The 13,247-nt window shown below is 72.0% G+C and carries 14 protein-coding genes; 9 read left to right on the top strand and 5 right to left on the bottom strand.

The genetic code is table 11. From position 1 onward, the window contains the following. Positions 1-82: 82 nt before the first annotated feature. Both B0E54_RS22250 and B0E54_RS22245 read left to right on the top strand, forming a co-directional pair. A complete protein-coding gene (locus B0E54_RS22250) occupies positions 83-979 on the top strand; it encodes an ABC transporter ATP-binding protein (protein ID WP_234587781.1) in 897 nt (298 codons plus the stop codon). Beyond that, a complete protein-coding gene (locus B0E54_RS22245) occupies positions 976-2,589 on the top strand; it encodes an ABC transporter permease (protein WP_234587780.1) in 1,614 nt (537 codons plus the stop codon). Before B0E54_RS22250 ends, B0E54_RS22245 begins: the two co-directional genes overlap by 4 nt. Before the next feature lie 120 nt (positions 2,590-2,709). On the opposite strand, the gene B0E54_RS22240 is transcribed toward B0E54_RS22245, so the two are convergent. Further along, entirely contained in the window at positions 2,710-3,045 is a 336-nt protein-coding gene (locus B0E54_RS22240) for an STAS domain-containing protein (RefSeq protein ID WP_007454492.1), read from the bottom strand. Positions 3,046-3,209: 164 nt separating this feature from the next. On the opposite strand from B0E54_RS22240, the gene hemL reads away from it, so the two are divergent. The 6 genes from hemL to ccsB are packed head-to-tail and all read left to right on the top strand — an operon-like array spanning position 3,210 to position 9,229. Further along, a complete protein-coding gene (gene hemL / locus B0E54_RS22235) occupies positions 3,210-4,550 on the top strand; it encodes a glutamate-1-semialdehyde 2,1-aminomutase (protein WP_234587779.1) in 1,341 nt (446 codons plus the stop codon). 3 nt (positions 4,551-4,553) lie between these two features. Further along, a complete protein-coding gene (locus B0E54_RS22230; RefSeq protein ID WP_234587777.1) occupies positions 4,554-5,201 on the top strand; it encodes a histidine phosphatase family protein in 648 nt (215 codons plus the stop codon). Beyond that, positions 5,201-5,770, top strand: a complete 570-nt coding sequence (locus B0E54_RS22225) for a TlpA disulfide reductase family protein (RefSeq protein WP_234587774.1) — start codon at positions 5,201-5,203, stop codon at positions 5,768-5,770. Before B0E54_RS22230 ends, B0E54_RS22225 begins: the two co-directional genes overlap by 1 nt. Beyond that, complete coding sequence (locus B0E54_RS22220; RefSeq protein ID WP_234587772.1) at positions 5,770-6,597, top strand: cytochrome c biogenesis CcdA family protein; 828 nt, start codon at positions 5,770-5,772, stop codon at positions 6,595-6,597. The genes B0E54_RS22225 and B0E54_RS22220 overlap by 1 nt, the downstream gene beginning before the upstream one ends. Beyond that, positions 6,597-8,252, top strand: coding sequence for a cytochrome c biogenesis protein ResB (locus tag B0E54_RS22215; protein WP_234587770.1), 1,656 nt, complete (start codon positions 6,597-6,599; stop codon positions 8,250-8,252). The genes B0E54_RS22220 and B0E54_RS22215 overlap by 1 nt, the downstream gene beginning before the upstream one ends. Beyond that, positions 8,252-9,229, top strand: a complete 978-nt coding sequence (gene ccsB, locus B0E54_RS22210; protein WP_234587768.1) for a c-type cytochrome biogenesis protein CcsB — start codon at positions 8,252-8,254, stop codon at positions 9,227-9,229. Before B0E54_RS22215 ends, ccsB begins: the two co-directional genes overlap by 1 nt. 70 nt (positions 9,230-9,299) lie before the next feature. Here the strand turns inward: ccsB and B0E54_RS22205 are convergent, their stop codons facing one another. The 3 genes from B0E54_RS22205 to B0E54_RS22195 all read right to left on the bottom strand — a co-directional run bounded on the left by B0E54_RS22205 (position 9,300) and on the right by B0E54_RS22195 (position 11,671). Beyond that, a complete protein-coding gene (locus B0E54_RS22205; protein WP_234587766.1) occupies positions 9,300-10,661 on the bottom strand; it encodes a hypothetical protein in 1,362 nt (453 codons plus the stop codon). Between the two features lie 77 nt (positions 10,662-10,738). Continuing rightward, positions 10,739-11,014, bottom strand: a complete 276-nt coding sequence (locus B0E54_RS22200) for a hypothetical protein (RefSeq protein WP_234587764.1) — start codon at positions 11,012-11,014, stop codon at positions 10,739-10,741. Between the two features lie 180 nt (positions 11,015-11,194). Continuing rightward, positions 11,195-11,671 carry a MarR family winged helix-turn-helix transcriptional regulator gene (locus B0E54_RS22195; protein ID WP_234587762.1) on the bottom strand — a complete coding sequence of 159 codons (477 nt, stop codon included), beginning with the start codon at positions 11,669-11,671 and terminating at the stop codon, positions 11,195-11,197. 74 nt (positions 11,672-11,745) lie between these two features. Between B0E54_RS22195 and B0E54_RS22190 the strand changes: the two genes are divergently transcribed. Beyond that, positions 11,746-12,300, top strand: coding sequence for a carboxymuconolactone decarboxylase family protein (locus B0E54_RS22190; protein ID WP_234587761.1), 555 nt, complete (start codon positions 11,746-11,748; stop codon positions 12,298-12,300). A 4-nt stretch (positions 12,301-12,304) separates the two neighbouring features. Here B0E54_RS22190 and B0E54_RS22185 read toward each other — a convergent pair whose 3' ends face one another. After that, entirely contained in the window at positions 12,305-13,180 is an 876-nt protein-coding gene (locus tag B0E54_RS22185) for an alpha/beta fold hydrolase (protein ID WP_234587760.1), read from the bottom strand. Positions 13,181-13,247: the final 67 nt, after the last annotated feature.

Raw genomic sequence — 13,247 nt, 5'->3', positions numbered from 1 at the left:
CCCTGCGCGGTTCGTGGGCACCGATGGTGCCCCGACTCTCACTATCTTCACAACTTTGTGAAACGAGTGTAGCTTCCGATATATGGAAACTCCGATTGAGGTGTCCGGCCTGGTCAAGACCTTCGGCCGGACCCGGGCGCTGGACGGTCTGGACCTGACCGTCCGCGCCGGCGAGGTGCACGGCTTCCTCGGCCCGAACGGCGCCGGCAAGTCGACGGCCATCCGGGCCCTGCTCGGGCTGCTGCGGACGGACGCGGGGGACGTCCGACTGCTCGGCGGCGACCCGTGGCGCGACGCGGTGGCCCTGCACCGCCGGCTGGCGTACGTGCCGGGCGACGTGACGCTCTGGCCCAACCTCTCCGGGGGCGAGGTCATCGACCTGCTCGGCCGGATGCGCGGCGGCCTCGACCCGGCCCGCCGAGCCGAACTGCTCGACTCCTTCGAGCTGGACCCCCGCAAGAAGGGCCGGGCGTACTCCAAGGGCAACCGGCAGAAGGTCGGCCTGGTGGCCGCACTCGCGTCGGATGTCGAACTGCTCATCCTGGACGAGCCGACCTCCGGCCTGGATCCGCTCATGGAGGAGGTCTTCCAGCACTGGGTGCGCCGGGCCAGGGCCGACGGTCGCACCGTGCTGCTCTCCAGCCACATCCTGGCCGAGGTGGAGGCGCTCTGTGACCGGGTGACGATCATCCGCAACGGGCGGGACGTGGAAACCGGCACCCTGAGCGAGCTGCGGCACCTACGACGCACCTCGATCGAGGCCGAAGTGACCGGGTCGGTGGACGGCCTGGGTCAGCTCGGCGGCGTACACGACCTGCGGGTGGACGGGCAGCGGGTGCGCTTCGACGTGGAGGACGCCGCGCTGGACGCCGCGCTGCGCCGGCTCACCGAGATCGGCGTACGCAGCCTGACCAGCCAGCCGCCGACGCTGGAGGAGCTGTTCCTGCGGCACTACCAGGCCGAGCAGGTGCGGTCATGAGCCCCTTCACCGGCACCCGGCACCTGGTGCGGCTGATCCTGCGGCGGGACCGGGTCGTGCTGCCGATCTGGATCCTCCTGCTGGCCGTGCTGCCGGCCAGCTACGCCAGCGCGTACGCCGAGCTGTACCAGACCGCCGACGAGCGGGCCGCGTACCTGGCCAACACGGCGAGCAACCCGTCGATCGTCGCGTTGCTCGGCCCGGTGTTCGGCGACAGCATCGGTGCGCTCACCGTCCAGCGGGCCGGCATGCTGGTGCTGGTCGCCGCGCTGGCCAGCCTGCTGACGGTGGTGCGGCACACCCGCACCGAGGAGGAGGCCGGCCGGCGGGAACTGCTCGGCGCGACGGTCCTCGGCCGGTACGCGGGTCTGACTGCGGCGCTGCTGGTGACGTACGCCGCGAATGTGCTTCTCGGTCTGCTCATCGCCGGCGGCCTGGTCGCCGCGGGTCTGCCCGGTGCGGGTTCGCTGATCTTCGGTGCCGGCCTGGCGCTCACCGGCGTCGCCTTCGCCACTGTCGGCGGTCTCGCCGCGCAGCTCACCGAGAGCGCCGGCGGGGCGCGCGGCATCGGCCTGGGCGTGCTCGGGTTGGCCTTCGTGCTGCGGCTGGCGGGCGACGCCGGAGGGTCCGGCGGCGCCGGTGGAAAGGCCGAGTGGCTGAGCTGGGTCTCGCCGCTGGGCTGGGCGCCCCGGGTGCGGGCCTTCGCCGGTGAGCGCTGGTGGGTGCTCCTGCTGCCGGTGCTGTTCGCCGCGGTGGTCGCGCTCGTCGCGTACCCGATCTCGGTGCGCCGCGACCTCGGCGCGGGGGTGCTGCCGCCACGACTCGGCCCGGCCACCGCGGGTCCGCGGCTGGCCGGTCCGTTCGGTCTGGCCTGGCGGCTGCACCGGGGCCAGCTGCTCGGCTGGACGCTCGGCTTCGGGCTGCTCGGTCTGGTGCTGGGTGGCGCCGCCGACGCGGCCGCCGACGCGGTGCAGGGCAACCAGCAGGTCGCCGACATCCTGGCCCGGTTGGGCGGCACGGCGACGCTTGCCGAGGCGTACCTCGGGAGTTCGTTGAGCCTTACCGCGTTGGCCGCGGCCGGGTACGGCATCCAGGCCGCGCTGCGGGCGCGGGCCGAGGAGACCGCCGGGCGGGCCGAGCCGCTGCTCGCCACGGCGGTGAGCCGGTCCCGCTGGCTGGCGGCGCACCTGCTCTTCGCGCTGCTCGGCCCGGTGGTGGTGCTGGCCGTAGCGGGGCTCGCGACCGGGCTGTCGTACGGCCTCAGCGTGGGCGACGTCGGTGGTGAGCTGCTCCGGCTGCTCGGCGTCGGGCTGGCCCAGGTGCCGGCGGTGTGGGTGCTCGCCGGGCTCGCCGCGCTGCTGGTGGGCTGGCTGCCCCGGTTCTCCTCGGCGGCCTGGGCCGTGCTCGCCGGCTGCCTGCTGCTCGGTCAGATCGGCGCGGTGCTGAAGCTGAGCCAGTGGGCGCTGGACGTCTCCCCGTTCACGCACACCCCCCAGGTGCTGGGCGACAACTGGACGGTCACCCCCCTGGTGGCCCTCACGGTGATCACCGCGGCCCTCCTGGCCCTGGCCCTGCGCACCTTCCAAACCCGCGACATCCCCACCCAGTAACGGACCCCCGGCCCCTGCCCGCGTTGATCATGAAGTTATTGCCGACAAATGGGACAGAAGTTGGCAATAACTTCATGATCAACCCCGGAGAGCGGCCGGAGGCCGGGTGGGTGGGGTGGGTCAGCCGGTGGGTTGGTCGTTGCGGATCATCAGGGCGCTGCGCAGGCCGGTGATGTCCAGGACGCGGATCAGGAAGTCGCCGACGTGGGTGAGCATCAGCAGGCTCTGCGCGTGACTGGCCTTGCGGCTGAGCACCACGAGCGTGCCCAGGCCCTGCGAGTCGCAGAAGGTGACGCCGCCGAGATCGAGCACGATCCGCGGGGGCGGATCGGCCAGCACCTCGTTGACGACGGTGCTGAGCTGGGCGGCCGTGAGCATGTCGATCTCACCGGCCAGGCGCAGCACTGCTTCGTCGCCCGTCCGGTGTAGCGTGATGGACAGTTCGGCACGATCCACCCGGTCAGCCTAGCGCGATCCAGCTGACCCGGCCTGTTGAGGCCGCGAGCCGCCGGCCGGCAGGTGTCGGGGCTGGTGACGGGCGCCGGCAGCGGGTGAGCCTGGTAACCCCGGCCCGGGGTGGCTGCTGGTTGACCGTCCGTCGCTGACACAATGGCGGCATCGTGACCGACATCGTTTCCGCCGGAAGAGGCCGTTACCCGGCCGACGCGCCGGCTTCCGAGGCCCTGTTCGACCGCGCCCGCGCCATCGTGCCGGGCGGGGTCAACTCCCCCGTGCGCGCCTTCCAGGCGGTCGGCGGCACCCCGCGTTTCATGGTCCGTGGCGAGGGCCCGTGGCTGTACGACGCCGACGGTCGCCGCTACGTCGACCTGGTCTGCTCGTGGGGTCCGCTGATCCTCGGCCACGCCCACCCGGAGGTGGTGGAGGCCGTGCAGGCCGCCGCCGCCCGGGGCACCAGCTTCGGCACGCCCACCCCGGGTGAGGTGGAGCTGGCCGCCGAGATCGTCGACCGGACGCCCGTGGAGCAGGTACGCCTGGTCAACTCCGGTACCGAGGCCACCATGTCGGCGATCCGGCTGGCCCGCGGCTTCACCGGCCGCTCCAAGATCGTCAAGTTCGCCGGCTGCTACCACGGCCACGTCGACGCGCTGCTCGCCTCCGCCGGCTCCGGCGTGGCGACCCTGGGCCTGCCCGACTCGCCCGGCGTGACCGGTGCGGCGGCCAGCGAGACGATCGTGCTGCCGTACAACGACATCCGGGCCGTCGAGGAGGCGTTCGCCGCCGAGGGCCCGCACATCGCCGCGGTGATCACCGAGGCCGCCGCCGGCAACATGGGCGTGGTCGCCCCCCGCGACGGGTTCAACTCCCAGCTCGCCCGGATCGCGCACGCGCACGGCGCCCTGCTGGTGGCCGACGAGGTGATGACCGGGTTCCGGGTCTCCCGCGCCGGGTGGCACGGCCTCGACCCCTCCGACGCCGACCTGTGGACGTACGGCAAGGTCATGGGTGGTGGCCTGCCCGCCGCGGCCTTCGGTGGCCGCGCGGACATCATGGCCCGGCTGGCCCCGGCCGGCCCGGTCTACCAGGCCGGCACGCTCTCCGGTAACCCACTGGCCTGCGCCGCCGGCCTGGCCACCCTGCGTCTCGCCGACGACGCGCTGTACCAGCGCCTCGACGACACGGCCGCCGTCGTGGGCAAGCTCGCGTCCGACGCGCTGGCCGCCGCCGGGGTCCCACACCGGCTGTCGTACGCGGGCAGCATGTTCTCGATCTTCTTCACCGACGCCGATGTGGTCGACTACGACAGCGCCCGCACCCAGCAGGTGCCGGCGTTCAAGGCGTTCTTCCACGCGATGCTCGCCGCTGGCGTCTACCTGCCGCCGAGCGCGTTCGAGTCGTGGTTCGTGTCGGCGGCGCTCGACGACGCCGCTCTGGAGCACATCGCCGCAGCGCTGCCCATGGCGGCGAACGCGGCGGCGGCGGCTGGTCACGGGGGGTCGTAAACGGTGAGCAAGACGGTGGTCCACGTGCTCCGGCACGGCGAGGTGCACAACCCCGACCAGATCCTGTACGGGCGGCTGCCCGGTTTCCGCCTGTCCGAGCTCGGCGTGCAGATGGCCAAGGCCGCCGCGCAGGGGCTGGCCGATCGGGAGATCGTGCACGTGGTGGCCAGTCCGCTGGAGCGCGCCCAGCAGACCGCCGAGCCGATCGCCGCCCAGTTCGGGCTGCCGGTCGGGGTGGACGAGCGGCTGATCGAGAGCGCCAACTGGTTCGAGGGCAAGAAGGTCTCCCCGGGCGACGGGTCGTTCCGCGACCCGCGCAACTGGTGGGTGCTGCGCGACCCGGTGACGCCGTCCTGGGGTGAGGCGTACCGGGTGATCGCCGAGCGGATGTTCGCCGCCGTGCACGCCGCCCGGGTCGCCGCGGAGGGCCGCGAGGCCGTGCTGGTGTCGCACCAGCTCCCGATCTGGACGCTGCGCCGCCACGTCGAGCGCAAGCGGCTGTGGCACGACCCGCGCAAGCGGCAGTGCGGGCTGGCGAGCCTCACCTCGTTCCACTTCGACGGCGCGAAGGTCGTCGGCATCGGATACAGCGAGCCGGCCGCGCACCTCATCGCCCTCTCCGCGACAGCCCGGACGGCCAAGGGGGCCTGATGACCGCCCGGAGGTGGACCGCGGGTCTGCTCGCCACCGTCGCAGCGGTGGCGCTGGTCGGCTGCACGTCGTCGAAGGGGCAGGAGAAGACCTGCTCGACCACCTCCGACGGCATCATCGAGTGCGCACCGGACCAGCGTTCGGCCCCTCCGAAACTCGCCGGTGAGCTGCTCACCGGCGGCACCTACGACGTCAACCAGGCCCGCGGCCAAGTCGTGGTGGTCAACTTCTGGGGCTCCTGGTGCGCGCCGTGCCGCGCCGAGGCCGACGACCTGGAAGCCACCTACCAGGCCACCAAGGGCTCCGGCGTGAGCTTCCTCGGCATCAACGTGCAGGACCAGCGGGACAAGGCCAAGGCGTTCGAGGAGGGCCGGGTCACCTATCCGAGCCTCTTCGACCCGTCCAGCCGTCTGGCACTCGACCTGGACATCCCGCCGAACACCGTCCCGGCGACAGTGGTGCTCGACCGGGAGGGCCGGGTCGCGGTGGTGATCCGCGCCGCCGTCAAGCAGGAGGGCCTGCAACCGATCGTCGAGCGGGTCGCGGCCGAGAAGCCGGCGCCGAACTGATGGGTGAGACCTTCAAGGAGTTGGCCCAGAGCGGGCCGCTGGTGCTCGCGATCGGCGCGGCGGCGCTCGCCGGGCTGGTCAGCTTCCTCTCCCCGTGCGTGCTCCCGCTGGTCCCCGGCTACCTGTCGTACGTCACCGGTCTCGCCGGCGCCGACCTGGAGGGCCGCCGCCCGGTGACAGCTCCCGCGCCCGCCGAGACCACCGGCGGGGGTGTCGCGGTCCGGGAGCGGACGGCGCCGTCGGCGGCGGTCAAGGGTCGGGTGCTCGCCGGCACCCTGCTCTTCATCGCCGGCTTCACTGTCGTCTTCGTCGCCACCGCGATCCTGTTCGCCGGCATCGGTCGGGTCTTCTTCGACTACAAGCGCGAACTCCAGATCGGCATCGGCGCGCTGATCATCGTGCTCGGCCTGGGCTACCTCGGCATGATCCCCGCCCTGCAACGTGAGTTCCGGATCTCCCGGCTGCCGTCCGCCGGCCTGCTCGGCGCACCCGTGTTCGGTGCGGTCTTCGCGCTCAGCTGGGTGCCGTGCACCGGTCCGACCCTCGGCGCGGTGATGGGCATGGCCGCCACCAGCGGTCAGAGCGACCGCGCGGTGGTGCTCGCCGTGGCGTACTGCCTCGGGTTGGGGATACCGTTCGTCGTCTTCGGGCTGGGCTTCCAGCGCCTGCTCGGAGTCTTCCGTGCCATCCGGCGCAACAGCCGCTGGGTCACCCGGGTCGGCGGCGCCCTGCTCATCCTGATCGGCCTGGCGCTGGTCACCGGCGGATGGCAGAGCTTCGTGATCTGGTTGCAGACCACCGTCGGGGTGGGCGAGGTGAGCATCTGATGACTGTCGTCGACGACCGACCGGAGGCCGAGGCCCCGGCGCCCCGGCGCCGGCCCAACCGGCTGCTGGCCCTGCTGCGCAACTCGTGGCGGCAGCTCACCAGCATGCGTACCGCGCTGATCCTGCTCTTCCTGCTGGCCATCGCCGCGATTCCCGGTTCGGTGCTGCCGCAGCGGGGGATCAGCCCGGAGAAGGTCAACCAGTACTTCGTCGACCACCCGGACTGGGCCCCCCGACTGGACCGGATCGGCGCGTTCCAGGTCTTCGGTTCGGTCTGGTTCTCCGCGATCTACCTGCTGCTGTTCACGTCGCTGATCGGCTGCATCACGCCCCGGCTGCGCGACCACGTCCGGGCGCTCCGGTCCCGGCCACCTGTCGCGCCGAAGCAGCTGGCGCGGCTGCCGCAGCACGCCGTACTGCAGGCCCCGGCCGGTGGCGCGGCCGCGGTCGCCGAGGTGTTGCGCAAGCGACGCTGGCGGGTCGAGGTCCGCGGCGACGAGGTCTCCGCCGAGAAGGGCTATCTCAAGGAGACCGGCAACCTGCTGTTCCACACCTCGCTGATCGCGGTGCTGATCGGTGTCGCGCTCGGCTCGTGGTACGGCTGGAGCGGCAACCGTCTGCTCGTGGCGGGCGCGGACAACGCGTTCTGCAACACCCGCCAGCAGTACGCCGAGGCCAAGCTCGGCCCCCGCGTCGACAGCGGGGACCTGCCCCGCTTCTGCCTGCGGCTGGACGACTTCCAGGCCCGGTTCCTGCCGTCCGGCCAGCCGGAGTTCTTCAACGCCCGGGTGACCGTCGACGGTCCGGACGAGCCGACCCGTAGCGCGGACTTCTCGGTGAACTCACCACTGCGACTCGCCGACGCGAGCGTCTACCTGCTCGGCCACGGGTACGCCCCGGTGATCCGCTACACCGACCGGTTCGGCAACAGCCAGGTCAGTGACGAGCCGTTCCTGACCACCGGCGACATGGGCCTGACCAGCGAGGGACTGGCGGCCTTCCCGGACGCGAACGTCGACCCGGCCACCGGCAAGCGGACCCCTGGCGAGCAGATGGCGTTCACCGGCATCTACCTGCCCACCGCGCCGCAGCAGGCCCCGTTCGTCCGCTCGGAGTACCCGACCGAGCGCAACCCGGCGCTGAACCTGGTCGCCTACCGGGGCAACCTCGGCCTGGACGCCGGCATCCCCGGCTCGGTCTACCAGCTCGACCAGCGGCAGGTGCGCAACGGCAAGGTCAAGGAGATCGGCAGCAAGCTGCTGCGCAAGGGCGAGAAGTGGACGCTTGACGACGGCACGACAGTCGAGTTCCTGGGCACCGAGCGGTACGTGACGCTCTCCGTCCGGCACGACCCGGGCTCGACGCCGCTGCTGGTGAGCTGCGGCGCGCTGCTGGTCGGGCTGATGGGCTCGCTGTTCGGCCGGCGCCGCCGGGTGTTCTTCCGGGTGGCACCGGCCGACCCGGCGAATGGATCTCCGACGGGCGGTAGTAGCTTGATGGAGGCCGGTGGGTTGCCACGCACCGACTATCCAGGGTTCGCCGACGAGTTCGCCCAGCTCGTCACCGCTGTGAGCGGTGCCGACGGGGCTGCCGAGCGGGCCGGCACCGACGCTGACTCCAGCGACCGGGCCGGTGTGCGAGAAGGGACCGAGTGATGTCCGCGCTCTCCGACAATCTGGTGACCTTCGCGATCCTGACGTACCTGATCGCGATGATCAGTCACGCCGTCGAGTTCGCGCTGGGCAACGCGCGTACCCGGGTCGCCGTGGCGTCGCCCGCCCGCGAGCTGGTGGGGGCGGGGGTCGGCGGTGCCGGCGGCGTCCTCCCGGAGCCGCCCGCGCCGGTCCCGCCGACTGCCGACGGTGCGGCGCGTCGGGCCCGGATCGCCGGCCTGGTCGCGGTGGCTGCCACCGCGCTGGCCGCCGTGCTGCACCTTGCGGCGCTGGTCACGCGGGGTCTGGCCGCCGACCGGATGCCCTGGGGCAACATGTACGAGTTCGTGCTCACGGTGACGTTCATCGGGGTCGCGGCCTGGCTCGTGGTGCTCTGGAAGCGGCCGTCGCTGCGCAAGCTCGGGCTGTTCCTGACCCTGGTGATGGTGCTGCTGGTGGCCACCGCCGAGCTGGTCCTGTACGTGCCGATCGTGCCGCTGGTGCCGGCCCTGAACTCGTACTGGTTCGTCATCCACGTCTCGACGATCGTCTTCGCGTCCGGCATCTTCCTGCTCGGCGCGGTGCCGGCTGTCGGCTTCCTGATGCGCAACGGGTACGAGCAGGGCAAGCGGAGCTTCCCGTACACCCTGGCGAAGCGGCTGCCGTCCGCGGTCAGTCTGGAACGGCTCACCTTCACGCTGCACGCGTTCGCGTTCCCGATCTTCACGTTCGCGGTCATCGCCGGCGCGATCTGGGCCGAGGCGGCCTGGGGTCGGCCGTGGGGCTGGGACCCGAAGGAGACCTGGGCGTTCATCTCCTGGGTCGTCTACGCCGGCTACCTGCACGCTCGCGCCACGCCCAGCGTGAAGCGCAACGTGGCCACCTGGATCGCGGTGCTCGGCTTCCTCACCATGCTGATGAACCTGTTCGGCGTGAACATCTTCTTCACCGGCCTGCACTCGTACGGCGGGCTGAACTGACAGCTGTCGACGACGCGCGGGCCGGCCACGGATTCGTCCGTGACCGGCCCGTCGTCTTTCGGTGCCCTGGTCAGCTCACGGTCACCGGGGCGATGTCGTTGCTCGGGTCGTCGTCCACGCGCGGGTAACGCTGGTACGGCTGGATCTCGCCGGGCGTACCGGAGAGGCTGTCGATGCGCAGGTCGAACGCGACGGTACGGCTCGTCCCGGCCGGGAACACGGACCCCGGGCCGTTGCAGTACCAGGTTGTCGGGGCGTCCCCGGCGCTCTCCTCGTCCCCGTTCAGCCAGCAGCCCGACGGGTTGCCGAGCACTGTGGCGCCGGCCGGCGGCACGAAGAGGAAGGCGGCGACGCCGTCACCCGAGTTGGTGGCGTCCGGGACACCGGGGCCCTCGTTGCGCAGGCCCACCGTGACCCGCACGGTGTCACCGACGGCCCCGGTGACGGTCGCCCCCTGGGCGACGATGTCGAAGGCGCCCTGGACGTTGCGCAGGTAGGTCTGCCCGCCGGCGCCGGTCACCTCGACCGGGATCACGTCGAGCGGCCGTCCGACCGCCCGCAGCCGCAGCGCCTGGTCAGCCTCGCGGCGCGCGAGTTTCACACCGCTGGGCAGCGGCCCGGCGGTGGTCAGCGGCTCCACGATCTGCGTGATCCGCTTGTCGCCGAGGGTGGCCGGGCCGACCGTGGTGGCGAGCCCGCCGCGCAGCTCGTGCCGCTGACCTGGCGCGAAGGTGCCCCGCACGGTGCAGACGGCCACAGTGGCGAGCACCCGGTCGGTGCCGTACCGGCAGTTGCGGTAGCTGGCGGGCGTCAGACCCACCGGGAAGCGCATGGTGAGCCGCAGGTCCACGGTCGGCTGGTCGCCGGCGTTGACCACGACCACCGGGACCTGGCGAGTGTCGCCCACCTCGACGCCGGAGACGTACTCGTCGACCATGTCGAGCAGGGCGGGCCCGGACCGCACGGTGATCGTCGCCTGCTGGGCGTACGCCTCGGTCTGCTCGCCGAACGCCGTGTAGTCGAGCGTGCCGGTCGCGCCGTCGGCGGCGCCGGGAGCGGCCCGGAACACCACCGGCACGGTGCCGGTGAGCGTGCCGAACTCGTCGACGGCAGTCGGGGGCATCGGGCAGGTCGTCGAGGTGCCCGCGGTGACGCACCCGGCGGGGAAGCTGGCGGTGGCCACGCCGGCCAGACCGGCCAGATCGATGCTCACCCGGGGCTCGGTGGCGCCGGTGCTGGTCAGGGTCAGCGAGACCGTCCGGGCGGGAGCGCCGGGACCGCCGACCGTCACGTCTTCCAGCCAGGCGTTGACCCAGCCGGGGTCGTCGACCGCGAGGGCGGGTGCTGCCGTCGCACCGACCCCCGCGGCGGTCACGACCAGCGCGGTGAGCCCGCGCAGGAGCCGGCCACGCGTAACGCGCACAGATCTCATCGATCTCCTTGGTGAGGGTGAGCCGGTCGGAAGAGGCCGGGGTTGCTGCGACCCCGACCCGACCGGCACCCCTGATCCTAGAGATCACCTGTGACAGTTCTCGATCCGTCGATCGGTGCGCGACCACCGTCGAAACGGGCCCCGCCGCGCGGCTGCGACCCGGGTCGCCAGAGGCGCAACGCCCGCTCGACCTGGATGGTGACCTGATAGGACACCTCGGGCAGGTCGACCAGCTCGATCCGCTCGCCCCGCAGCGCCACCTGCGCGTGCAGCTCCCGGGCGATGGTGTCGCGCAGCTCGACCAGCAGGGGCGACAACCCGTCCGGGTCGCCGACCACGTACGCGTCCGACATGCCTCCAGCCTGCGCTGCGGTTCGGCCGTTGCGCCAGGACCGGTGAGATGTGTCCGCAGGGCTTGACCCGGCTTGATCCACACCACATCGGGGATGTGGGGGTGTCACGCGGCCGGCATACCGCCACCTCGCCGATGTGGTGTCGATCAAGGGTCGCAGCGGCGACGATCTGGGGTGGGGTCAGCCGCCGAACCAGCCCGGCACGTCGAGGCGGAACCAGTTGGCCGAGGCCATCGTTCGCAGATCGTCCTCCAAGGCGGCGACGCGCTCCTCGCCCAGCGCCTCGGCCCACTGCTCGCGCAGCCGGTCGAAGGTCTCCGCCGAGCGGCGTAGCCCGTCGGCGCCGTGTTCGGTCACCCGGACCAGCCGGCGGCGGGCGTCGGAGGGATCGTAGACCCGTTCCAGGTAGCCGACGGCTACCAGCCGGTCGACCGTCTTGCCGGCCGCCTGTTTGGAGATGCCCAGCCGTTGGCCCAGCTCGGTGGCGGTCGTGCCGTGCACCCCGACGGCCTGCAACACGAAGCCGTGCAACGGGCGCAGCTCGGGGTGCCCCTGCCGGGCCAGTTCGGCGTGCAGGTCGTCGATCAGGGTGCGGAAACCGGCCAGCAGCAACAGCGGGAGCTGGAATCCGGGCCGGGCGGGATCAGAGGTTGCCATGTTCGACAACCACGTTTACTATTTCGTCAACCACGTTGACCATCTTACGGCGTACGCCGTGGAAGCAGGTAACCATGTCCGTCTTCACCGTCCACACCACCGAGACCGTGCCCACCGCCGCCCGCCGCAGCGTCGAGGGCGTGCGGGGCCGGTTCGGCTGGCTCCCCACCGCGGTGGCGCTGATGGCCGAGTCGCCACAGCTGCTCAGCGGCTTCCTGGCCGCCAGCGCGGGCTTCGAACAGACCAGCCTCGCGCCCGTGGAGCGGGAGGTGGTCATCCTGACCGTCTCCACCTCCCACGAATGCCACTTCTGCGTGGCCCTGCACGCCGGCAAGATCACTGAGATCGGCGCGAGCGCCGCGCTGATCACCGCGCTGCGCGCCGGCGCGGAGCTGCCCGAGCCGCGGCTGGAGGCGCTGCGCCAGTTCACGCTTGCCGTGCTCACGCACCACGGCGCGGTGCCCGACGAGGAGCTGGAGGCCTTCCTGGCCGCCGGCTACCAGCCCCGGCAGGCGCTGGACGTGGTGCTGGGCGTCGGGGCGTACACCATGTCGACCTTCGCCAATCGGCTCACCCGCGCGCCGCTCGACCCGCCGCTGGCCGCCCACGCCTGGACGCCCGCCGCCTGACCGGTCATTTCGCGCCGAGGAAGTCGCGCAGCAGGGCCAGCATCTCGTCCGGGCGTTCCTCGTACAGCCAGTGCCCGCAGTCGTCGATCACCTCGCCGCGGACCGTGTCGGCGTACCGGCGGACCTGCTCGGCGACCTGTCCACCGAGGCTGGCCGACGCGCCGACGGCCAGCACCGGCATCGTCAGCTTCGCGGCCCGGTACGCCGCGTTGTCGACGATGTCCTGATCGAACGCCCGGAAATAGGCGAAGCTGGCCCGCAGGTGCGCCGGGTCGCGCAGGTGGCGGGCGAACTCCTCGATGTCGGGCGCGGCGATGCTGCCCTTGCGCACCATCAGGGCATCGGTGAACCGGTCCACCCAGAGCGACTCGCGCCCCCGGACCAGCTCCTCCGCGAGCCCGTTGCCGATCGAGAAGAAGCCGAAGTTCCACACCCCCGGCCCGGCGGCGGTGAGCGCGGGGAACGTGTAGATGCTCTCGTCGGGGATCGGCGCCTCGGTGAGCGCCAGCCGGCTCACCCGCTCCGGATGGGCGGCGGCGTACGCGTACGCCACCATCGTCCCGAGGTCGTGCCCGACCACCCGCAGGTCACCGGTCAGGCCGAGCTGGTCGAGCAGTCCGTGCAGGTCGGCGGCGACGGTCTTCTTGTCGTAGCCACCGGCTGGGGCGTCGCTGGCCCCGAAGCCGCGCAGGTCGGGCGCGACCACGTCGAAGGAGCGCCCCAGCTCGGGCAGCAGGTGCCGCCACATGTGCGAACACTGCGGATAGCCGTGCAGCAGCACCAGTGGCGGGCCGCTGCCGCCCCGGACGTAGTTCAGGGTGATCTCGCCGACCCGTGCCCGTTGCTCGGTGAACCCCGCCGGCACCGTTTCGCCGCCCATCGCTGCCTCCATCCGCCGGCTTGAGACTCGCGATACCCCGATATGGCCGTTGGATGCTGACTCAGCG

Source organism: Micromonospora sp. MH99 (assembly GCF_021442385.1).
Taxonomy (GTDB): domain Bacteria; phylum Actinomycetota; class Actinomycetes; order Mycobacteriales; family Micromonosporaceae; genus Micromonospora.
Note: the sequence above shows the minus strand (reverse complement) of the source record. Positions and strands in the feature narration are given on the sequence as shown.